Origin of the sequence: Shewanella sp. LZH-2 (assembly GCF_016859145.1) — a bacterium.
Taxonomy (GTDB): Bacteria; Pseudomonadota; Gammaproteobacteria; order Enterobacterales; family Shewanellaceae; genus Shewanella; species Shewanella xiamenensis.
In genome coordinates this window covers 1,657,857-1,681,597 of record NZ_CP069350.1, presented here as the reverse complement: position 1 = coordinate 1,681,597, position 23,741 = coordinate 1,657,857, and the positions used below count along the sequence as shown (strand labels likewise).

Annotated in this window: 20 protein-coding genes; 16 read left to right on the top strand and 4 right to left on the bottom strand. The window is 48.8% G+C overall.

The features are described from left to right. The first annotated feature begins 26 nt into the window (after positions 1-26). The 16 genes from JM642_RS07585 (at position 27) to xthA (ending at position 17,982) form a co-directional block, all read left to right on the top strand. Positions 27-1,718, top strand: coding sequence for an anthranilate synthase component 1 (locus JM642_RS07585; RefSeq protein ID WP_052183955.1), 1,692 nt, complete (start codon positions 27-29; stop codon positions 1,716-1,718). A gap of 10 nt (positions 1,719-1,728) precedes the next feature. Then, on the top strand, positions 1,729-2,337 hold the full coding sequence (locus tag JM642_RS07580; protein ID WP_037420014.1) for an aminodeoxychorismate/anthranilate synthase component II: 609 nt from the start codon (positions 1,729-1,731) through the stop codon (positions 2,335-2,337). Then, positions 2,337-3,380, top strand: a complete 1,044-nt coding sequence (trpD, locus tag JM642_RS07575) for an anthranilate phosphoribosyltransferase (RefSeq protein ID WP_069455224.1) — start codon at positions 2,337-2,339, stop codon at positions 3,378-3,380. Before JM642_RS07580 ends, trpD begins: the two co-directional genes overlap by 1 nt. A gap of 77 nt (positions 3,381-3,457) precedes the next feature. Then, entirely contained in the window at positions 3,458-4,867 is a 1,410-nt protein-coding gene (trpCF, locus tag JM642_RS07570; protein WP_231640426.1) for a bifunctional indole-3-glycerol-phosphate synthase TrpC/phosphoribosylanthranilate isomerase TrpF, read from the top strand. A gap of 108 nt (positions 4,868-4,975) precedes the next feature. Then, positions 4,976-6,166, top strand: coding sequence for a tryptophan synthase subunit beta (trpB, locus tag JM642_RS07565; protein ID WP_037428614.1), 1,191 nt, complete (start codon positions 4,976-4,978; stop codon positions 6,164-6,166). A gap of 5 nt (positions 6,167-6,171) precedes the next feature. After that, entirely contained in the window at positions 6,172-7,008 is an 837-nt protein-coding gene (gene trpA / locus JM642_RS07560; RefSeq protein WP_203433344.1) for a tryptophan synthase subunit alpha, read from the top strand. Positions 7,009-7,234: 226 nt separating this feature from the next. Further along, complete coding sequence (locus tag JM642_RS07555; protein ID WP_037420023.1) at positions 7,235-7,660, top strand: hypothetical protein; 426 nt, start codon at positions 7,235-7,237, stop codon at positions 7,658-7,660. Positions 7,661-7,853: 193 nt separating this feature from the next. Continuing rightward, positions 7,854-8,138 carry a DUF2798 domain-containing protein gene (locus JM642_RS07550; protein WP_037428620.1) on the top strand — a complete coding sequence of 95 codons (285 nt, stop codon included), beginning with the start codon at positions 7,854-7,856 and terminating at the stop codon, positions 8,136-8,138. A gap of 580 nt (positions 8,139-8,718) precedes the next feature. Continuing rightward, entirely contained in the window at positions 8,719-10,215 is a 1,497-nt protein-coding gene (locus JM642_RS07545; RefSeq protein WP_203433342.1) for a SidA/IucD/PvdA family monooxygenase, read from the top strand. Next, positions 10,215-10,856, top strand: a complete 642-nt coding sequence (locus JM642_RS07540) for a GNAT family N-acetyltransferase (protein ID WP_050991358.1) — start codon at positions 10,215-10,217, stop codon at positions 10,854-10,856. Before JM642_RS07545 ends, JM642_RS07540 begins: the two co-directional genes overlap by 1 nt. A 4-nt stretch (positions 10,857-10,860) precedes the next feature. Further along, positions 10,861-12,753 (top strand): IucA/IucC family siderophore biosynthesis protein, encoded by a 1,893-nt coding sequence (locus JM642_RS07535; RefSeq protein WP_203433340.1) that lies wholly within the window; start codon positions 10,861-10,863, stop codon positions 12,751-12,753. An 84-nt stretch (positions 12,754-12,837) separates the two neighbouring features. Continuing rightward, entirely contained in the window at positions 12,838-15,051 is a 2,214-nt protein-coding gene (locus JM642_RS07530) for a TonB-dependent siderophore receptor (protein WP_203433758.1), read from the top strand. Positions 15,052-15,142: 91 nt separating this feature from the next. Continuing rightward, positions 15,143-16,165, top strand: a complete 1,023-nt coding sequence (gene fhuF / locus JM642_RS07525; RefSeq protein ID WP_203433338.1) for a siderophore-iron reductase FhuF — start codon at positions 15,143-15,145, stop codon at positions 16,163-16,165. A 160-nt stretch (positions 16,166-16,325) separates the two neighbouring features. Continuing rightward, positions 16,326-16,871, top strand: a complete 546-nt coding sequence (locus JM642_RS07520) for a septation protein A (protein ID WP_037428627.1) — start codon at positions 16,326-16,328, stop codon at positions 16,869-16,871. Next, a complete protein-coding gene (locus tag JM642_RS07515) occupies positions 16,871-17,170 on the top strand; it encodes a YciI family protein (protein ID WP_203433337.1) in 300 nt (99 codons plus the stop codon). The genes JM642_RS07520 and JM642_RS07515 overlap by 1 nt, the downstream gene beginning before the upstream one ends. Beyond that, positions 17,170-17,982: an exodeoxyribonuclease III gene (gene xthA / locus JM642_RS07510; RefSeq protein ID WP_011072940.1), complete on the top strand. Its 813-nt coding sequence runs from the start codon at positions 17,170-17,172 to the stop codon at positions 17,980-17,982. The genes JM642_RS07515 and xthA overlap by 1 nt, the downstream gene beginning before the upstream one ends. A gap of 164 nt (positions 17,983-18,146) precedes the next feature. Here the strand turns inward: xthA and JM642_RS07505 are convergent, their stop codons facing one another. From JM642_RS07505 to JM642_RS07490, 4 genes are all read right to left on the bottom strand, one after another. After that, positions 18,147-18,584, bottom strand: coding sequence for a hypothetical protein (locus JM642_RS07505; RefSeq protein WP_203433336.1), 438 nt, complete (start codon positions 18,582-18,584; stop codon positions 18,147-18,149). A 480-nt stretch (positions 18,585-19,064) separates the two neighbouring features. Further along, positions 19,065-20,519, bottom strand: a complete 1,455-nt coding sequence (locus tag JM642_RS07500) for a methyl-accepting chemotaxis protein (protein WP_203433334.1) — start codon at positions 20,517-20,519, stop codon at positions 19,065-19,067. Positions 20,520-20,632: 113 nt separating this feature from the next. Continuing rightward, positions 20,633-21,124, bottom strand: a complete 492-nt coding sequence (locus JM642_RS07495; protein ID WP_037420065.1) for a DUF1097 domain-containing protein — start codon at positions 21,122-21,124, stop codon at positions 20,633-20,635. A 369-nt stretch (positions 21,125-21,493) separates the two neighbouring features. Beyond that, complete coding sequence (locus tag JM642_RS07490; protein ID WP_203433332.1) at positions 21,494-23,740, bottom strand: molybdopterin cofactor-binding domain-containing protein; 2,247 nt, start codon at positions 23,738-23,740, stop codon at positions 21,494-21,496. Position 23,741 lies beyond the last annotated feature (1 nt).

Here is a 23,741-nt window from a genome sequence, read left to right as displayed (position 1 = left end):
TAAACGGATAAAAGCGAGATAACAGCATGACCCTAAAGACATTTAATCAGGTTACCCAAGCCGACGGAGGGAATTTCCCCTCACCTCCGCAGACATTTGCACGTTCACATACGATCAAGGCCACCTTGGCATACCATAGCGATCCGCTGCGTTTGTACCAACACATCACTCAAGATGCGCCCCATACCATGTTGTTGGAATCAGCAGAAATAAACAGCAAGGAAAATCTTAAGAGCATGGTGATGACCCATGCGGCGCTGATGATCCGCTGCGACGGGTATTGTTTACGCTTTAGCGCACTGAGCGACAATGGTGCCAGTTTACTTGCCCCCATCGAGCAATTTTTTAGTGCTCGCTCAAGCCAAACTCAATGCCAACGCGATGGCCACAACTTAGTGGTCACGCTACAAAAAGACACTGAGCTTAAGGACGAAGATGCCCGCTTAAAGTCCACCTCGCCACTTGATGGTTTACGCTTGTTTGTTAAACATATCGACTGTGGTCAGACGCCAGCATTCGAAGACTTATTTTTAGGTGGCGTACTTTCCTACGATTTGATTGATACAGTGGAGCCACTGCCTAAAGCACCAAATGGTGCAAATGATTGCCCTGATTATTTATTTTATCTTGCCGAAACCTTAATTCTTATTGATCACAAGCAGAAACAAGCCGAAATCATCACCCACAATTTTAGTGAAGGTTCTGCAAAACTGGTTGAAGTGACCCAAGCCTTAGCCAAACGAGCTAGCCACATTAGCGCTGACTGCCAAACCTTAGCCAATGATATAGAACCTGCGCCCGCGCTGGTTGGGATAACAGCGACTGAGCAAGTCAATATCAGTGATGAGGCCTTTAAACAAACCGTTATCGATTTAAAAGAACACATTATTGCGGGCGATATCTTCCAAGTGGTGCCCTCACGCAGTTTTAGCCTGCCCTGCCCAAATACCTTAGGGGCTTACCGCGCACTACGTTTAACCAATCCCAGCCCCTATATGTTTTATTTCAGGGGCCATGACTTCACCCTGTTTGGTGCCTCGCCAGAGAGCGCGTTGAAATATGAAGCCAGCAATAATCAGGTCGAAGTCTACCCGATTGCAGGCACCCGTAAGCGCGGCAAAACCGCCAGCGGCGAGATTGATTTCGACCTCGATAGCCGTATCGAACTCGAATTGCGTTTAGATAAAAAAGAGCTCTCCGAGCACTTAATGTTGGTCGATTTAGCCCGTAACGATATCGCCCGTATCAGCCAAAGCGGCAGCCGCAAAGTGGCCGAGTTACTTAAAGTCGACCGTTATTCCCACGTGATGCATTTAGTCAGCCGCGTCACAGGTCAACTACGCCAAGACTTAGATGCACTCCACGCCTACCAAGCCTGTATGAATATGGGCACTCTGGTTGGCGCCCCGAAAGTGCGCGCCTCGCAACTCGTACGTCAGGCGGAAAAGACCCGCCGAGGCAGCTATGGTGGCGCAGTGGGTTACCTCAATGCCCTTGGGGATATGGACACATGTATCGTTATCCGCTCCGCCTTTGTGAAAAACGGTGTAGCCCATATCCAAGCGGGTGCTGGCGTGGTGTTTGATTCCGATCCCCAGAGTGAAGCCGATGAAACGCGCCAAAAGGCGCAGGCGGTGATTTCTGCCATCAAGATGGGCGCAGGCTTGGATGAAAGCCATCAAGCAACTGCGACCACTTCGACTGAACAACCAAGATAAGGAGCCTAAGATGAAACTCTATTTACTCGATAACTTCGACTCCTTTACCTACAACTTAGTCGACCAGTTTAGAAGCCTTGGCTGTGAAGTGGTGATCTACCGTAACGATGTTGCCGCCGACTATATTGCCGACAAGCTGTTGGCGGAAACCGAGCCTAGCGCCTTAGTCTTATCGCCAGGCCCAGGTGCGCCCCATGAAGCGGGCTCCATGATGGCGCTAATAGACAAAGTCGCGGGCAAAGTGCCTATGCTTGGGATCTGTCTAGGTCATCAAGCCATGGTGGAATATTACGGCGGTAAAGTGGAGCGCGCGCCTTTTGTCGTGCACGGTAAAGCCAGTCCCACCTTCCATAATGGTGAAGGCGTGTTTGCTAACTTACCTTCGCCCTTACCTGTCGCCCGCTACCACAGTTTAGTAGCCACAAAAGTACCTGATTGTCTTGATGTTATTGCCACCACAGAAGATATGCCTATGGCGATTTTGCATGCCGAGCACAGGGCAGTCGGTTTTCAGTTTCATCCCGAATCCATCTTAACGACCTTGGGCAGCACATTGTTAACCCAAACCTTAAGCTTTTTGACTCAAGACATCGCCCACAATACCGCAGGAGCGCAATAATGAATGCAACATCGATTCAGCCCCTGCTCGATATTTTGTTTCAGGGCAAGGCATTAACACGCGAGCAAACCGCCAGCCTCTTTAGCACCCTTATCCAAGGTGAAATGAATGAAACCGTGATGGCGGGCATGTTAATGGCGCTTAAAATTCGCGGTGAAACCATTGCCGAAATCAGTGGCGCCGCCGATGCGATGCGCGCAGCCGCTAAGCCTTTCCCCTATCCAGCTTCAAGCCGTAGCCAAGGGATTATCGATATCGTCGGTACCGGCGGCGATGGTTTTAATACCATTAATATTTCCACCACTGCCGCCTTTGTCGCCGCAGCTGCTGGCGCCAAGGTTGCAAAACACGGTAATCGTTCCGTCTCGAGCAAATCGGGCTCGTCAGATTTACTCGCCCAATTTGGCATCGATTTAACTATGTCACCCGAGCTGGCGGGCCGCTGCCTCGAATCACTCAATCTGTGCTTCCTGTTTGCGCCCCACTACCATGGCGGTGTCAAACATGCAGTGCCTGTGCGCCAAGCCCTGAAAACTCGCACCTTATTCAATGTGTTAGGGCCATTGATTAACCCAGCGCGCCCAGAATTTATGTTGCTTGGGGTATATAGCCCAGAGCTAGTGACGCCTATCGCCCGCGTACTGCAAGCCCTTGGCACGCAAAGAGCCATGGTGGTACATGGCAGTGGTTTAGATGAAGTAGCGCTCCATGGCAGCACACAGGTCGCCGAACTCAAAGACGGTGAGATTATTGAATATCAATTAACACCGGCGGATTTTGGTGTGCCTCAAGCCCACATTACTGAGCTTGAAGGGGGCGAGCCTGCACAGAACGCCCAAATCACGCAATCGATTTTGCAAGGACAAGGCAGCGATGCCCACACCCATGCGGTTGCCATCAATGCGGGTTGTGCCTTATATCTGTGTGGCCTATCGGACTCAGTCAAAGCCGGCACCGCCCTTGCGCTCAATACCATAAAAAGCGGCAAAGCCTTTGAATTACTGAATCAACTCGCTAAAGTCAGCAGCGAAGCACAGGAATAATGACCATGGCACAGGTTCAACAACCCGACGCGCATCGCTCGGAAGATAATCAAGCATCGCAGGATGTAAGGGGTAGCATGCAAACCAGTACCGCAAAAGCCAACGTTTTAACCCGTATCGTCGATACTAAGGCCGCCCATATCGCCGCCCTTAAGTTGCGTTTTCCTGAAGACAGCTTAACCCCAAAAATCTCGGACCGTAGTCTATTTGCCGCCTTAAAAGCCCCGAAGGCGGGTTATATTTTAGAGTGCAAAAAAGCCAGTCCATCCAAAGGCTTAATCCGTAGAGACTTTGATGTCGAAGCCATCGCCTCGATTTATGCCAAGTATGCTGCGGGGATTTCGGTCTTAACCGATGAGCAATTTTTCCAAGGGGACATGGGCTATATCCCGAAAGTGCGGGCCAAAGTGAGCCAACCGATTCTGTGTAAAGACTTTTTTGTTGATGAATATCAAATCAAGTTGGCCGCACATCAGGGCGCCGATGCGATTCTACTGATGCTTTCTGTGCTCGATGATAAGCGATATCAGCAACTTGCCAGCGAAGCGGCCAAGTATCAACTCGATGTATTGACCGAAGTCAGTAATGAGGAAGAACTAAGACGAGCCATCGCCTTAAATGCACCAATTATTGGCATAAATAACCGTAACTTGCGAGATTTAAGTACCGATTTAGCCACCACAGAAGCCCTTGCGCCACACATCGGCAGCGATCGCGTGGTGATCAGCGAATCGGGCATTTACACTAACGATCAAGTACGCCGCTTAAGTCCATTGGTCGATGGCTTCTTGGTCGGTAGCTCGATTATGGCCGAAGAAGACATTGATTTAGCCTGTCGTAAATTGATCTTCGGTCACAATAAAGTCTGCGGTCTCACCCGACTTGAGGATATTCAAGCAGCAGCCACTGCGGGCGCAGTTTATGCTGGACTCATTTTTGCTGAAAAATCACCACGAGCACTCACAAAAGATGCCGCCAAACAGTTAGTCGAGCAATACCGTGCCGCCAACTTGCCCGCCATTGAGTTTGTTGGCGTATGTGTGAATAGCACGCCTGAGTTCATGGTGAGTATCGCCCAAGAATGTGGCTTAGCCGCGCTGCAACTGCACGGCAGCGAAACTGAGTTGGAAATTGCCGAGCTAAGCCAATTGCTGCAACAGGCCGGACTGAACACCCAAATTTGGAAGGCGATCAGTGTCGATGCTCAAAGCTGCGAACTTGCTGCTATGCCAAGAGGGGTGCAGCGTTATCTCTTTGATAGCAAGAATGACGCAGGTTTTGGTGGCACGGGGCAAGTCTTTGATTGGCAACTCCCCATTGCCCATAAAGCCGAGGCCATGCTCGCGGGTGGCCTCAATGCGGACAATGCTGCCCGTGCCAATGCTCAAGGGTTTTACGGTTTAGATTTTAACTCTGGCCTCGAAACCGCCCCTGGCATTAAGTCGGCAGAGAAGATCCAAGCGGCATTTAGTCAATTACGACTCTAGACCCACTTTTATAAAAAACTGTGCAAAGCACAGGCTAGCAAGAATTGAAACTCGATGGCGTTAACCTAAACCGCCATCGAAACAAATAAATAGGATAAGGAACAAGGTATGTCACAGTTAAAGCTTAACCCTTATTTCGGCGAATACGGTGGTATGTATGTACCGCAGATTTTAGTCCCCGCCCTCAAGCAACTTGAGGGTGCTTTTGTCGACGCACAAACCGATGAGTCCTTCCAAGCCGAGTTTACCGACTTACTGAAAAACTACGCGGGTCGCCCCACGGCGCTCACCTTAACCCGAAATTTAAGCCCCAATCCCATGGTTAAAATCTACCTCAAGCGGGAAGATTTACTCCACGGCGGCGCCCATAAAACCAACCAGGTATTAGGCCAAGCGTTACTGGCTAAGCGTATGGGTAAAAAAGAAATCATTGCCGAAACCGGCGCAGGCCAACACGGTGTTGCCACCGCCCTTGCCTGTGCACTGCTGGGATTAAAATGCAAAGTGTATATGGGCGCGAAAGACGTTGCCCGCCAATCACCCAACGTATTTAGAATGCGGCTGATGGGCGCCGAGGTTATCCCTGTAACCTCTGGTTCTGCCACCTTGAAAGACGCCTGTAACGAGGCGATGCGCGACTGGTCTGGTAGCTACGAAAAAGCCCACTATCTGCTCGGCACAGCTGCTGGACCACATCCGTTCCCGACCATAGTGCGTGAATTCCAACGTATTATTGGTGAAGAAACCAAAAAACAAATACTTGAGCGCGAAGGTCGCCTGCCCGATGCGGTCATCGCCTGTGTCGGCGGCGGCTCCAATGCTATCGGGATGTTTGCCGACTTTATTGATGAAGCCAATGTTGAGCTGATTGGCGTCGAGCCTGCGGGTAAAGGTATTGATACCCATATGCACGGCGCGCCGCTAAAACATGGTAAAACCGGGATTTTCTTTGGTATGAAAGCCCCATTGATGCAGGACAACGAAGGCCAAATTGAAGAGTCTTACTCGATTTCAGCAGGATTAGACTTTCCCTCGGTCGGCCCACAGCATGCCCATTTGAACGCCATCGGCCGTGCCCGCTATGAATCGGCCACCGATGATGAAGCCCTAGAAGCCTTCCAATTACTGGCTCGCAGCGAAGGGATTATTCCGGCGCTCGAATCGGCCCACGCCCTAGCCTATGCAATGCGTCTGGCGAAAGAGTGCACCAAAGAGACCATTTTGGTTGTCAACCTCTCAGGCCGAGGCGATAAGGATATTTTCACTGTGTCAGACATTTTAAACGGTAAAGAGGAATAACTAAGATGAGCAGCATTTCAAACCAAACTATCCCTCATCAAGCCGGCCGTTATCACGCCGCTTTTAGCCGTTTAAAAACCGAAGGCCGCGGCGCCTTTGTGCCCTTTGTCACCTTAGGCGACCCAAGCCCTGAGCTGTCAATGAAAATTATCGACACCTTAGTGCAAAACGGTGCCGATGCGCTGGAGTTAGGCTTTCCTTTCTCCGATCCGCTCGCCGATGGCCCCGTGATCCAAGGCGCAAATCTCAGAGCCTTAGCCGCGGGTACAACACCAACAGCCTGCTTTGAATTGCTGGCCAAGATCCGCGCTAAATACCCTGAACTTCCAATTGGGTTATTGCTGTATGCGAACCTCGTATTCGGCAATGGCATAGATGCTTTTTATGCCAAAGCGCAGCAAGCGGGCGTGGATTCAGTGTTAATTGCCGATGTGCCAGTTGAAGAAGCTGCACCATTTATTCAAGCGGCCAAAGCCCATGGCATTGCGCCAATTTTTATTGCGCCGCCCAATGCCGACAGTGACACCCTTGCGAAGGTCAGCCAAAGTGGTGAAGGCTATACCTATCTATTGTCCCGCGCTGGCGTAACAGGTACAGACACTAAGGCAGGTACGCCCGTTGAAGAAATTTTAGCTAAGCTGCAAGCATTTAATGCGCCGCCACCGCTATTAGGCTTTGGGATTGCAGAGCCTGCTCAAGTGAGCGCCGCCATTCAAGCAGGCGCCGCGGGTGCAATTTCTGGCTCGGCCGTGGTGAAAATTATCGAAACCTATCAACAGGATGAAGTGAAACTACTAGCAGCATTAGGCGATTTTACCCGCGCGATGAAAGCGGCAACCTAATCTATTCATCTGAATAACATCCCGATTTAGGGCCAAATCAGCAGAGTTGGCCCTTTTTTATATATTCCCCATAGCAGTAACAACCATGGCTAGCACAGAATCAACAGCATCTTAAAACTGTCAAACCCAAGGCTTATATTAGGATCTATGTCTCATGCGTTTACGAGATAAATGTTAATATAGCGCAAATAATATCGACGCTTTTGTTATGGTAAATGGACTTTATATGCAGTATCGGATCTATATTCTCGACGTCACACCTTGGGGCTGTGGTTTTCAAGGTGAAGTCGCTGCCCAATGGGATAATGGCGCTCCAGTGTGGTTTTACTATCAAGGCAATGATCAACAAGCTAAGCAACGTTTCCCCGTCAATCAATGGGTGACGGTTGAACTGTTTGGCCGTTTAGCCAAGGCAAATTTGCAAACCGACATTATTGAACATCGCCAAAGTCTGCAATTCCCCAAACATAATTGTCACTTTGAGGCCTCGGGACAAATTGTTGAAATCACCCAAACGCCTGATGATACTGTGTATTTACTGCAATCAAGTTTCACCCTACCCTTTGATAATGAACTCGGTACCTCACCAATTTCTCGCGGTCATTGGGTCAACGTTACTGGGGAATTATGGGCAACCAATTGGCAAGCCTAGGCGATAAAACGATTAGTTCTGATTATTCACCCAACGCAAAACGACCAGTATCGGTCTGTATCACCATAGCTTTTGCCGTGTTTTGCTCCTAAAATGGCGAACGGATTGCGCTTTGGGTTTACATAAATACATGTAAATCTTAAGCACTAATCAGCAAGCTCTTTCGCCTAAGTCACACCCTGTTGAGGTTTCCATGTCCAGCTTACACTCTGTACCAACAAATAAAAGCCGCACTATTTTTGGTACACCAAAGTTACCCGCAAAATACGCCACAGTTGTGATGCCATTTTTTCTTTCTATTTTAATGAGTTGTATCGTTTCTGGGATCAGTACTTTTAATGGTGTCGGCGCATCAGCACAATTTGTTGAGCTCTGGTTGAGCGCATGGTTTATCTCTTGGGTGGTGGCATTCCCGACTCTGCTGATGGTATTGCCCCTAGTGCGTAAACTTACCGCCGCTTTTGTGCAATTACCTTAGGCCTTTACTTCTCCCCCTGCTTTTGACTCAACAAAAAGCCATTTTTAAGATGGCTTTTACGTTTGCTTATCCGATCTTTTATGGCTTACTAGCAGTGTTTATTGACGAACTAATTCGGATTTACAGTCGATTTACACTCAGCAGTTATTCATACTTTCGTTGCCTCCTAAAAAGCCACTAAAAACAATTAGTGCAAAATCTCACCAACCAAAAAACAACTTAATTAACTGTTTTTAAATAAATATTATTTTTGTTGATATATTTAGACACCTCTTAGACCTTCCTTCTTCCCCATTGATCAACTCACCGACAAACCGTATTTCAGCCTTTTATTTAACAGTCAAAAGTACGACTCATCCGATAAGTTACAAATGAGAATGATTTGCATTTGTAACTTTTATGATGCTAATTTATTCCTCGTTGCACTGAGCGAGTAATAGCAAAACAAGCGGTAAAGCTCCTGTTCGGCAGCACAAAAGAATGATTCATAAAGCAACAGTCAGTAGAGAGGTCCACTCATCTACTCATCAATCAGTCGATGGTGGCTGCACCGTTTTAATAGGAATTCAAGGAGGCGTAAGTGACTACCCCAAAAAAGGAAAACGATCGAAGGATTTTCGATCTACTCGGCATAGGCATAGGCCCATTCAATCTCGGATTGGCTGCCCTGAGTGAGCCTATTGATGGCTTTAACTGTTTATTTGTTGATGCCAAAACCGAGTTCGATTGGCATCCAGGCATGTTGCTCAGCGCCTCTCGGCTGCAAACGCCATTTATGTCCGACTTAGTGACCATGGCCGATCCCACCAGCCGCTATAGCTACCTGAATTTTGCCAAACAAACTGGCAGGCTGTATCCCTTCTATATTCGTGAAAACTTTTTCCTGCCACGGAATGAGTATAACCAGTATTGTCAATGGGTTAGCACACAACTATCCAATCTGAGATTCAGTTTTAAGGTCACACAATTAGATTACAACGCCGGTGAAGGCATCTACCATGTTACGGGAGTAGATAGACGCAGTGGTAAACCCCACACTTATCGCTGCCGCAAACTGGTATTAGGTACTGGCACGACTCCCTATCTACCCGATAATTGCCCAATTCAAGACCCGCGTGTCATGCACAGCGCCAGCTATATCCGGCAAAAAGCCTACTTGCAAAGCCAAAGTGCTATCACAGTGATTGGCAGTGGCCAAAGTGCTGCGGAAATCTTTTACGATCTTCTACAAGATATTGAAATATATGGTTATCAATTAAATTGGATGACCCGCTCGCCACGCTTTTATCCGCTGGAATACACCAAACTCACCCTAGAGATGACCTCGCCAGATTATGTTGATTATTTCCACGAGCTGTCGCCGGAAAAACGCCATCACTTAATCGCAGAGCAAAAGTCACTCTACAAGGGGATCAATGCCGAGCTAATCAACGATATTTATGACCTCCTTTACCAAAAGCGTTTAGTCAGCGATATCCAATGCCAGCTGCTGACTAACGTGGCACTGACAGCAATCGACACCTCGGGCGACAAGCTGACACTCAAGTTCAACCACCTCGAGCAAGAATATGCCTTCGAGCAACGGACAGGTGCCGTCGTCTTAGGCACTGGCTATCAATATCGTTTACCTGATTTTATTCAAGGAATTAAATCACAAATCGAATTTGATGATCGTGGCCAACTCGCCATCCAGCGTGACTATGGCATCGATGTCAGAGGCGATATTTTTATCCAAAATGCGGGCCTACATACCCATGGCATTAGTTCACCCGATTTGGGTATGGGCTGCTATCGCAATGCCATCATTCTGCAAGCGGTTTTAGGTTACGCCCCCTATCCGATTGAAACGCGGATCGCCTTCCAAACCTTTGACCCCAACAACATCAACGACGCGAAAAACCAACCCGTCGAAAGCAACACTCACTCAGCGGTTGCGTCTTCTAAGCCTTGTCAGGAGTTAAATCCGTCAGCCAAGCCCACGCAACAACCCAGTAATGAGCCACAAACCGTGCTACGGATAAGCCCTTCTGGTGGCAGTACATCGGCCTTAATGGCACCGAATAAGGAGGCACTGTAATGGCCAGCCAATGGAGCCAACGCTGTTTAGATTTGCTCTCAAAACAGATTGTAATCAATGAGTTTGTGCTTAAACCACTGAACCTTGAGCAAGACATTGCCATGCTGCAATCATGGCTTAACCAAGACTATGCCAAGTTTTGGGGCATGCAGGGGATGAGTCTTGATGCACTTGCTCAAGCGATGGCGCCAAGCGAGCACAAGCTCTCGCTGATCGGTGAATGGCAAACCAAACCGCTGTTTATGGTGGAGTTATACGATCCCTCCCATGACGAAATTGGCCTGCACTATCAGGTTAAGCCGCTCGATTGCGGTATGCATTTAATCCTTGCGCCGATTGAAGGCAAACCCGTTCATGGCTTATCCCGCCAAGTGATGGAGGCTATCGCCCAACTTGTCCTTGAAACCCTCGCGTTTACGCGACTGGTAGTCGAGCCAGATCAGCAAAATCACAAAATTCACCGCTTAAATTGCCAGATTGGGATCCGCTACCAAAAAGCCATCCAACTCAGTACCAAAGCTGCGTTTTTAGGTTTTTGCAGTGCCCAAAGCCGCCAGACGGCAACTCAAGCCGCCCCCCAATTGCCGAGTAAAAATCGTCCTGTTACCCAGTCACTTTTAACCTTATCACTTTGTAGGTGAACCGATGAACTTAGCCACTAACGCCTTATTACTCAAACGATGCGCCCAAACCGAGTTGCCGAATATCGAGGCCTTACCCTCTTACGCCCATGTGCCCGTCCATTTAACGCCCCAACATTGGCAGGCAGCCAATCGCCATTTAGTGAAAAAAATCCTCTGTGAGTTTACCCATGAGAAGCTCATCACCCCACAGATTTACGCCCAAGGCGCAAAGGTAAATCACTATGAGCTCAGGTTAAATGACTGCACGTATTACTTTAGCGCGCGCCATTATCAGCTCGACCACCTTGATATCGCGACAGATTCTATCCGAGTCACCAGTGCGGGCACTGAAAGACCCCTCGATGCCATGAGGCTGATAATCAGCTTAAAAAATGTGCTTGGCATCAGTGAAACCCTGTTGCCCACTTATCTTGAAGAAATCACCAGCACCCTCTACAGCAAGGCCTACAAGTTGGCCCATCAAGCCATCCCCGCCGCTACACTCGCTAAGGCCGATTATCAAACTATTGAGGCGGGCATGACCGAGGGGCATCCGGTGTTTATTGCCAACAATGGCCGCATTGGTTTTGATATGCAGGACTATTACCAATTTGCCCCCGAGAGTGCCAGCGCGCTTCAGCTAGTGTGGATTGCGGTGCGTAAGGACAAAACCACCTTCTCCTCCCTCGAAGGATTAGACCATGATACCTTGCTAAAACAGGAGCTTGGTGAACAGTTCACCGAGTTTCAACAACACTTAAGCGCACTGGGGCAAGCGGCCAATAGCTTTTATTTTATGCCCGTTCATCCGTGGCAATGGCGCGAAAAGATTGCCCGCACCTTTGCCGGCGAAATCGCCCGCGGCGACATTATTTACCTTGGCCAAAGCCAAGATTGCTACCAAGTTCAGCAATCGATCCGCACCTTCTTTAACTTAAGTGCGCCGCAAAAATGCTACGTCAAAACCGCGCTTTCTATCTTAAATATGGGCTTTATGCGCGGGCTTTCGCCGCTGTATATGAGCTGCACCCCGCAGATCAACGCTTGGGTAGCCAAGCTTATCGAAAGCGACAGCTATTTTGCCGAGCAAGGTTTTGTGATCCTCAAAGAAATCGCCGCGATTGGTTATCACCACAGGTATTACGAAGAGACACTCACCCAAGATAGCGCCTATAAGAAAATGCTGTCGGCGCTATGGCGTGAGAGCCCACTACCGCATATTGAGCCACAGCAAACCCTGATGACCATGGCAGCGCTATTACACATAGATCATCAAGAACAGGCACTTATTACTGCGCTAATTGAGCACTCAGGCTTAAGCGCCAAGGAGTGGGTCAAGCGCTATCTCAAGCTCTACTTATCGCCGCTACTGCACGCTTTCTTTGCCTATGATCTGGTGTTTATGCCCCATGGCGAGAACCTGATTTTAGTGCTTGATGCCGGTATCCCAGTCAAAATATTGATGAAGGATATCGGCGAAGAAGTCGCAGTACTCAACGGTAGCGAGCCACTACCTAAAGAGGTGCAACGCCTGGCGGTCGAGCTTGAAGAAGAGATGAAGCTCAACTATATCTTGCTCGATATTTTTGACTGTATTTTCCGTTACTTAGCGCCAATTCTGGATAAGCAAACCGCGGTGAGCGAAGCGCTATTTTGGGAGTTGGTGGCAGACAATGTACGCGACTATCAAGCGCAGCATCCGCAGTTGGCGGACAAGTTTGCACAATACGATCTCTTTAAAGACAGCTTCGTCCGCACTTGCCTGAATCGCATTCAGCTTAATAACAACCAGCAGATGATTGACCTTGCCGACCGAGAAAAAAATCTACGCTTTGCGGGCGGACTTGATAATCCGCTGGCCGCCTTCAGGCAAAGCCATGCCATTGGCTCAGCAAATAAGAAGCTAAAACCCTAAAGCATTTTCAACCTTGAGTGGGCCTGCGCCCACCCTGGGCACTCATCTGTGCCCAAAAACAACCTAGTCAATCAAACCGCCAAAATGGAATTTAAGATCATTATTATGAAAACCTTCGCCCTCAACCGACTCGCTGCTCACTGCCAACTCGCCATCACACGCCCAGAGCTTATCCTCTGCTCAGCCATACTCAGCATGCCCTATGCTTATGCCGATGCCAGCGACACCCAGAAAAAAACCACCAAAGACATTGAAATCATTAATGTCGTTGGCGCTAAGGATCTCCACGATAATCGCTACAAAACTCAGGCGATGAATACGGCAACGGGCTTAGATTTGTCCTATTTAGAGACGCCGCAATCCGTCACCTCAGTGACTAGCCAAATGATGCACGATCAACAACTAAACAGCGTGATCGACGCCATGACCAGCGTGGCTGGCATCAATGCTAGGCCGATGGACAACGACAGATACAGCATCAGCTCGCGGGGGATTGCGGTCACTAGCATTCTTTACGATGGCGTTCCCACCACCTATGACACCCGTTTTAACTACGGCGATAACCTTATCGATACCGCCATCTACGAGCGGGTGGAAATTGTCCGTGGCGCCACAGGGTTAATGACAGGCGCGGGTAATCCTTCGGCCGCGATTAACCTTATTCGTAAACGCCCGACGCAAGAATTTATGGGCAGCACCTCAGTGAGTGTCGGCTCATGGAACAATCTGCGCGGCATGGTCGATTTATCCAGCGGCTTAAATGACAGTGGCAGCATTCGTGGCCGGGTTGTCGCCGCCTATCAGGATAAAGAATCCTTCCAAGACAGATACGAGCAGCAACGCACCACCCTCTATGGCATTGTTGAAACCGATATTACCGACAGCACACTGCTGACCTTAGGCGTGGATTATCAAGACACCACGCCCTATGCCACTATGTCCGGCGGGCTGCCGCTGTTCCACAGTGATGGCAGCCGAACACATTACGATCGCGCCACTTCCACCGCCCCCGATTGGGCCTCGGCGCATACCCAAGGGCTTAATACCTTCGCCAGCCTTGAACATCGTTTTGATAACGGTTGGGAGCTAAAAGGCACCTACAGTTATGGCGATAACTCACTGGAATATAATGTGCTGTGGGCTACGGGTTATCCAGATCCTGTGACCAATCTTGGTGCAACCGCAGGTTCCATCGCCTATATTGACGGTAGCCGAACCCAACATAACCTCGACTTACGGGCGCAGGGAATGTTTGCCCTGTTTGGCCAAGAACATCAGCTCACTTTTGGCTGGACGGGTCAACGCCAAGAGTTTGCCAACCCGTACTATTATCCCACGGCCGCCGTACCGCCCTTGGGAGATTTTCGCGATGCCAACTTCCAGTATCCAAAACCTCAGTGGAAGGAGACTCACACCACGGGCTCCTTCGGCGAAACCGAGCAAAGCGCCGCCTATGTGGCCACACAGCTTAATCTAACCGATGCCTTGGCATTGCTCGCAGGCCTGCGCCTTAACCAGTGGCAAACCGACCAAGATAACTTTGGCAGCAAGTATGATTTCAACGTCGACAATGAGCTCACCACCTATTTTGGCCTGACCTACGCTCTGGGCGAGCAATACTCGCTTTACGCCAGTTATACGGATATTTTTGCGCCGCAAACCTTGCAGCGCATCGATGCCAGCTACATCGACCCCGTCAAAGGCAAAAACTACGAAGCGGGCATTAAAGCCAGCTTAATGGATGAAAGCTTAGATATGTCGTTGTCGGTATTTGAAATTCGCCAAGACAATGTTGGTGAACGCACCGGAGATGTGTTGCCAGGCACCACTATCCCAGTGTATCGAGAGGTTAACGGCACTAAGACCCAAGGCTTTGAGTTTGAATCCACAGGCAAAATCACCGATGACTGGAATATCTACTTCGGCTACACCCAGTTCAGTACCGATGATCCTAAGGGCAATCGCATCAACACCACGTCCCCCCGCCAGCAGCTAAAACTCTTTACCACTTATACCTTTAGTGGCGATTGGAACAAGCTACAAGTTGGCGCTGGGGTTAATTGGCAAAGCCGAGTCTATCAAACCGTCAACTCGCCCTTAGGCAGAGTAGAGGTTGAGCAAGACTCCTACGCATTGGCCAGCCTAATGGCAAGTTATGCCTTTACCGAGCAGCTAAAGCTGAGCGCCAATGTGCACAACGCCTTAGATAAAACCTACTACAGCCAAGTGGGGCAATATAGCCAATTCCAATATGGCACCCCGCGCAGCGTGAGTGTGAATTTGGATTATCGCTTCTAACGGACTGTCGATAACCTGCGGTTAATCAATAAAAGCTGCGGTGAGTTTAGCGTTCACCGCAGTTTAATCAATTAAAGCCAAAGGAGTGATTATGGCGCGCCAAAGGGAAACGCTACCGACATTAGCCAAGCTTTCCAGAGGAACTCAACCTGAACATACCAAGCAGTGTCATCACAAACCCTCACAGAGTGTTGGCACTGTGGCCGGCGCGCAAACAACCGACTTAACAGTGCTAAGCCCTGCGGATTTAACTCAAGTCGCCAAAGCGTTTAATCAACGACTGGCGCTGCGCGCCCCATTTTATGCCCAGCACTTTGTGGCAACCACCAAGCCCCAAGGACTCAGTTTTGATACTTGGAGTCAGCCAGCCGTGTATCAATCGCTATTACTGGATTTTGCCAAAGCCTATCCTCCTTTAGCAAAAACCATATCTTCCATCCCGACAGAAAATATACCCGAGCAGATTTTGCTCAGCCATAGCCATAATTCCAAAGCCCTGCACTCGCTCTGGGGACAGTGGTATTTCGGTCTGTTAGTGCCCCCCATGTTGGAATGGATTATTAACGCGCCGCACTCGCTCGCGAGCACGATTGAGCAAATTGAGCTGATTGATATAGCGCCTGAGCATTTTTATCTTCGGCCCCACAATTCGGGCAGAGTCGCAGGTTTTGAGTTTCAATTAACACCCACTCCTAAGGTGAAAGCCGCCATAGTTAAAACCACGGTCTTAACGCCACCCCGCGAGCGACAACTTATTAAGTGGATTCAAAACCATCTAATCCCTAGCGTTGAGCGATTAACCGGTCTAAGCCCAACACCCGCCAAGCTGTATTGGAGCCATTTAGGCTACCTTATTCACTGGTATTTAGGCGAAATGGCATTGCCAGAAATTGAATTTGAGCACCTCAAGGCGCTGCTATTTAACACAACATCCTTTGACGATGGCGAGGTTAATCCACTCTATAACAGCATTAATCTGCTACCCGCCCCAGTTGCTGACGTGGGCAATATTCGCCGCGTGTGCTGCTTAAGGTATCAACTCACGAATAGTCATCGCTGCGGCGATTGCCCGTTAGCTACGCGCGCCCAAGCAAAATGTGCTGCTCACGCTTAGCCTTATCGGTCGCAGCTCGCAGACTTGATGGACTATATGGATTACAACAGCCGTTGCCGCCGCTTTCATGCAACAGTTAGCAATCGGTCACCTTTCACGGCTTTTTCCCTCTAGCCCCCCGTGCTACACTCAAGCCCACGTCTTCTTAACACGATTATTTATGAAACAACTGCTTGATTTTTTGCCACTCGTTATCTTTTTTGCCGTCTATAAATTTTTCGATATTTATATCGCCAGTGGCGCCTTAATCGCAGCCACCGCACTGCAATTAGTCGTGACCTATGCGCTGTATAAAAAATTGGAGAAGATGCACCTGATTACCTTCGCTATGGTGACAGTGTTTGGCACCCTCACCTTAGTGTTCCATGATGATGCCTTTATCAAGTGGAAAGTCACTATTATTTATGCGTTATTTGCCCTAGCCCTTGGCGTGAGCCAACTACTCGACAAGTCGATTTTAAAGTCCATGTTGGGTAAAGAGATGAAGGTGGCCGATAAGATTTGGGCACATGTAACTTGGTACTGGGTAAGCTTTTTTGCCATCTGTGGCCTAGTCAATATCTATGTCGCCTTTAGTCTGCCATTAGAAACTTGGGTGAATTTTAAAGTGTTTGGCCTCACCGCCTTAACCCTGATTAATACCGTAATCACCGTCTTTTACCTTTATAAACATCTTCCCGAAGATCAACGCAAGGAACTCAAATAATGTGGTATATGATTTCAGCTCAAGATGTTGAGAACAGCTTAGAAAAACGTTTAGCAGCACGCCCTGCACATTTAGCACGCTTACAGGAACTGGCCGATGAAGGTCGCTTGCTCGTTGCAGGTCCACACCCTGCTATCGATAGCGAAAACCCAGGTGATGCGGGTTTTAGCGGCTCATTAGTGGTTGCGGATTTCGATTCGTTAGCCACGGCTCAAGCCTGGGCAAATGCCGATCCTTACTTTGCGGCGGGCGTATATCAAAGCGTTGTGGTTAAACCCTTCAAACGAGTTCTGCCTTAATGAAAATCGTTTCTTTCAATATCAATGGATTGCGTTCTCGCCTGCATCAATTGCAAGCGTTAATCGACAGCCATCAGCCCGACATTATCGGCCTGCAAGAAACCAAAGTGCACGATGAAGCCTTCCCGCTCGCCGAAGTTGAGGCCATGGGTTATCACGTGCATTACCACGGTGGCAAGGCACACTATGGCGTAGCTATGCTCTCCAAAGTTGCCCCGCTGAAGGTGCAAAAGGGTTTTGCGACCGATGAAGAAGATGCCCAGCGCCGCATGATTATCGGCACCTTTGCGCAGGCAAATGGCCGTCCGCTAACTGTGCTGAATGGTTATTTCCCTCAGGGCGAAAGCATTGACCATCCGACTAAGTACCCTGCTAAGCGTAAGTTTTATCAGGACTTAATGGCGCATTTGCACGCTAATCATAGCAACGATGAAGATATCGCCATTATCGGTGATATCAATATTTCGCCCATCGATTTGGATATCGGCATCGGTGAAGTCAACCGCAAGCGTTGGCTAAAAACCGGAAAATGTAGCTTCCAACCCGAAGAGCGTGAATGGCTCAAAACCCTGCAAGATTGGGGACTGGTGGATACCTTCCGTCAACTGCATCCCGACCGCAGCGAACGTTATTCATGGTTCGATTACCGCAGCAAAGGCTTCGATGATAACCGCGGTCTACGCATCGACGTGATCTTAGCCACGCCGTCACTGGCCGCGCGTTTAGTCGAATCCGACGTCGATTACGAGCTGCGCGGCATCGATAAACCCTCAGATCACGCGCCAATTTGGAGCACCTTTAAAGAAGCCTAACTCGCTTGAGTGTCTACTTTTATCGATATAAAAAACATCGGCCTAAGCCGATGTTTTTGTTTGTCATTAAAATATAATCTCCGATTAATGATTGAGTGATTACATTCGATCATCGACATACTGAGATTAACCTGACACAGAAATTTGAACGGCCTCTTGGATTTCTATGTTTTATTTTCTGGTGATAGTGACAATTGTGAGGCCTTATCAATGAAGGGAGAGCGAAATTTGTCACTTAACGTTGTAAAAGAAAGCGTTAAAATTACACCATTAGAAAAATAGAAGATTTGTACAATAAAAATTTCAAAAGCACTGTACGCCGCAACACCTTCAAACAATGAAATTGACAAGCTGATTAAACTTAGAATTGCAAATATATTCCTCGCTATCAGGTTAAAACTTAGCATAATTAAAGCCGCAACCTGCAAAGGACCAATTATGGACAATTTAAGCCAATGCGGAATTTGTGAATTAAAACCGTGCCATTCCATCGCATTGACGATGTCACTATGATACTCCCAACCACCAGTCATATAGTTCAAGAAGAAACTAGCCAAGCAAAGAATGATAATTGATATTCTATAGATTGTTTCAGACTGCATCTAAACTCCATTTCGCAATAAGAAAATAAATCCTGCCATCCGTATTAGCTCAACAACATAATGCACTTTCTGCTCTTCTACAACCTACACAGGCTAAAGTAGCTTGGATGAGCGTCATCAAAAGTCGCAGGACCTCATCAGAGGAAAAATCGAGCTAATGCATTAGAAAAAAGTTGAGACTGACATAACCTCAAGGTCGCACGTGAGCCTTTAGCTTTCTATCTCGACAACGTTACTCGCCCTATTACCTTTGAATAGCAAAACGACTGTGGGTATAAGTTTTTGGCCAAATGTACAGTCAATTTACAGTTAAACTAAATGAACGATATTGCCTAATTTTAAGAATATAAAAATGGCGGTACATCAGATGTAACCGCCATGTTTATTTGACTATTACACTTCGCCAAGGGAGCGAAATTCAGCTTCAAAGCTAATGAGGATTCATAAAGCTAATCCACATATCCACATAAAAGCAACCACTTAGCTGGTGCGATACTGCTTTAAAATGCCTTCAAGCTGAACCGAGGCATGTTGCAAATCATGTGCTAGGGTGACACTGCGCTGCGCTGTTTGTTTAATGGTATCGGATTGATGGCGGATCTCATTAAGCTGGCCAGCAATATCACGGGCGGCAACACTTTGTTCTTCCGCCGATGCGGCAATTTGGCTACTCATATCAAAGACGGCATTAACCGATTGCGCCATCCCTTCGACATCGTTACCCACTTCAACAATGGCACTGCGGCCTTCATCGGCGCGGTCCACAATCTCGGTGGTGATATTGGATAACTGACGAGTACCAGACTGTAAGCCTTCGATCATCGCTTGGATCTCAACTGTCGCTTGTTGAGTACGTCCCGCTAAGGTACGCACTTCATCGGCAACCACCGCAAAACCGCGACCTTGCTCACCCGCACGCGCCGCTTCAATGGCCGCATTCAGCGCCAGCAAGTTAGTCTGCCCAGAAATACTATTGATGGTTGTCACTACCGCATCAATAGCCGCCGCATCCTTAGATAATTGTTCTACCGATGAAAATGCCGCACCAATTTTTGTGGAAAGCAAGCCAATACTCTCCACCGTATGGCTAATACGTCCTTGGCTAGCGTTCATTTGAGTGGCGTTGTCCTTAGTCTGTTGCGAAGTATTACTGGCATTAACCGATACTTCTTCAATGGCCGAAGTCATTTGTGCCATGGCCACTGCCACTGAATCTAAAAATTGATGTTGGGCACCAATTAACTCACCGCTGATTTTAGCCTGCTGATTAAACTCATCGGCGGCAAGGGAGAGCGTCTGGGCATTATTGCGGATAGCGCTCACCATTTCGCTCATATTGTCGGCGCAGCGGTCAATTTCGCGGGCGATTAAGCTGAAGTCATCGGTACCGAAAAAGTTTAATCTAAAACTCAAATCGCCATCTGCTAAGCGTTTGATGGCCATGTACATATCCCACAGACCACCGCCGAGGGAGGTTGAAATCCAATAGCTTAACTGGAATAAGGGCAATAAACCGATTAACGCGAGCCAAAACATTAAGTTGGCATCGCTGCGGCCATCACTTTCCCATTCGGACACATTTTGCGACAGTGCGAGCGCGCTGCCAGATGCCACCGTGGCGCTGGCGGTAACATTATCCCTTTGGCGCTGCGCCTCAGTTTGGCGAGAGACAACACTCAGCCCATTGTCTCGGGCAAATTGTGATAATGCATCGCCCTGTAACTGTTGCGCATTTGCGACTTGGGCAAAGGCATCAACCGTCGCCTGAACTCGAGCCAAAGAGGCTGCTTCTAGGTTGCGGTGAGCATGTTGGTAATTGATAAGTGCGATGGTAGCCGTGATTAACGCCACCATAGAACAGACAATCCAAAATTTGCCGTTAAGACTAAACTTGATCAATATGGCATCAATGGTGCGAAACTGGATTTGTTTCATCTTGATATTTCCTAAGACCTAAAGCTATCGGGTACTAAATCAGCATTATAGCTCATCTATTCGATCACTCAGTTACCGCATGGCTATCATGCGAACACAAAAGTGATGGAAGATTAATCGGCACTGGCGATTTCAGAACCTGTTGATGCTGACCATTTTTGGCGAAGGGTGATTAACTGCGCCGTCAATAAGCTCATGCAAAAACCTAACAGGGCGCCTAACACTAAAGGCGGCACAATATTGGCCACATCCCCAGCCATAGCAAAGGTAATACAACAGCCGATAAAGGCACCGGGAATAAAACTGAGTTTTTGATAACTGGCCTGTAGGCACATTGCCGAGGTAGCGATACCTGTAAACAGATAACCCGCCACAGGCGATACGAAAAAACTGCTACCGCTGATAATTAGCCAAGCCCAAAACACACCGGAGAGATTGGTGCACCACGCCATCATCACGCCTTGAAAGCCTGCTTTAGGCTGAGCAAAAAACGTGCTGCAACCTAAAAAGCCAATCCAAGTAACAAGATGAAAAGTATCTGCGATACCACACCATATTGCGGCTAATAGCCCCGCAGAAATAGCGACTTGCCAACGATTTTCCATGATGACCCCTTTATTGTTTTCACGGAAGTTAACTACTCAAATGCGCTCAAGGTGCGGCTGTATTATGGTGTTATAGCGCCCTTCACTTCCGTGTCGATCAATTTTTAGTAGGGATCTGCAATCGAAAACTGACTCACAGGCCGACTAGTAACCGATTCAAATGAATGTGTACGCGAGTCCGCATACCTTAGGTCACTTGAGTAAACATATTGGTTAAATTACCTCTATTCTGGTAACAAAAACCTGATCTATTGCTAATTTTCGGCATTAATGCCCGTAAATTTGCTAACAAGCAATTTATTTGTGGTAAAAAAACGAAAAAAGCGCTTATTAGGCGCTTTTTTGCTCACTCAGGTGTGGTTTAAGGCATCACACCTTTAACTGTTTATTAACTGGCAGGTCGCGGATCCTAAGGCCTGTTGCGGCAAATATCGCATTGGTCAGGCTAGGTGCCACAGGCGGTACGCCGGGCTCCCCCACTCCCGCAGGCGGTGCATCCGAGTCGATAATGATGATCTCCATCTCTGGCACTTGGGGTAAACGTAGAAGCGGATAATCATGGAAGTTAGACTGCATCACCTTACCCTCTTGGTAACTGATCTCCCCCATTAGCGCCAAGCTTAGACCAAAGACAATCGCACCTTCGGTCTGCGCTTTCACCCTGTCGGGGTTAACCACTGTGCCGGCATCAATGGCGGCAATGGCATTGAGCACTTTAAGCTGTTTATCCTCACCAACCTCAACCCGTATCGCTACCGCCACCACACTCACAAAACTTCGGTGCACCGCAAAGCCCCAACCTTGATGTTTACCCGCTTTAGGCGCCTTAGCCTGTGCCTGTTCAACCGCCTCAATCACCTTGAGGTAACGGCCGACATCAACGGGATGACGATTTAAGTCTTCACCATAGTTACCATATTTAAAGCCTTGGTTCTCAAAGGTCTCTCGTCTTGGTTGCCCCAGTAAGATGCGCCACATATCGGGACAAGATAACTTGGCTTTATGGGCCATTTCATCGACAAAACTGCCCACGCCAAACCCATGTTGAATGTTGCATACCGAGCGCATCCAACCGATACGGCTATGGGCTGTGGCCTTAACGGCCTCGTAGCGTAAATTGGAGAGGGCAAAGGGCACATCGACAAAACCTAAGTCCAACTCACCGCCGGATGGATATTCGACACCCTCGGCAAAGGTGGAGCTGATTGACGGGAAGCCTGTACGCGCCAGCAGCGCCGTGGGTTTGTTGTTGGCATCGAACAAGGCCTGATAACACTGGACACTGATGGCATGGTAATAACCGTTTTGGATCTCATCCTCACGGCTCCAACTCACCTTCACCGGCCGTTTAAATTGCTTGGAGAGTAGCGCCGCCTCCACACTGAAATCTGGTTTGGACTTGCGCCCAAAGCCGCCGCCCAGTAGCGTCACATTCACTTTCACCGCATCCTCGGCGATACCTAAGGCCGCGGCCACATTTTGTTGGGTACTCTGCGGTGTTTGTGTCGATGCCCAAATTTCACAGCCCTTCTCGGTCACATTCGCGGTGGCCACAGGCGGCTCGATGGAGGAATGGATAAGGTAAGGCACGGTATAAATCGCCTTAAGGGTATCGTCCTTCGGCCAGGTTTTGACCTCATCACCAACTTGACGTACCACCTTGCCAGGGGCTTGTACCTTGTCCACCAGCTCTTGCAGGTAGGTTTTAGAATCGTGGCTGCTGTTGGCAGACTCAGTCCAGCTCACTTGCAAGGCTTTACGCCCCTGCAACGCGCTCCAAGTATTTGTCGCCACCACAGCTACGCCGCCTAGGGCTTGAAAAGCGGGAGCGCCCTTGGACGTTGGCAAACGGTACACATCGACCACACCCGCTACCTTGCGCGCCGCACTATCGTCAAGACTTGCGACATCGCTCCCCAATACGGGTGGGCGCATAATGCTGGCATAAAGCATGTTATCCACTTGGATATCATAGCCATAGACAGCCTTACCAGTGAGCATGGCCTGCATATCGACTATCTGACGCGAAGCCCCTATTTGCTTGAAATCCTTAACTGCCTTTAACCGCAGCGAATCGGCTGCGGGCAATGGTAATCCCGCCGCATCGAGGGCTAATTCACCAAAGCGCGCAGCACGGCCAGATTTGGCATGCAGCACTTGATGATCTTTAGCCTGAACTTCACTCACTGGCACTTTCCAGCGGGCTGCAGCGGCTTGTTCAAGCATGGTTCGAGCCATTGCGCCCATTTCACGCATGCGATCATAGTTTTCGCGGATACTGCGGCTACCATCGGTATTTTGGCTGGCGTAGCGTTTATCGGCGAGCCCTTGAATAGGCACAATTTTATCCCAATCGGCCTCCAGCTCTTCGGCCAAGATTTGTAAAATCCCCGTGCGGATCCCCTGACCCATTTCGGAGCGGTGGCAGGTCAAATAGACCTTGTCATCCTCACCGATGGCGATAAACAGATTGAGCCGCGCCTGTTGGTCCTGTGCCAATGCCATGGGGCTCCAACTGAGGCCACTCGCCCCGAGTGCGAGGCCGCCCCCGACGGCGCCGAAGAGTTTTAACACATCGCGGCGACTGATATTTTCAACTGCGGTGAATGTACTCATC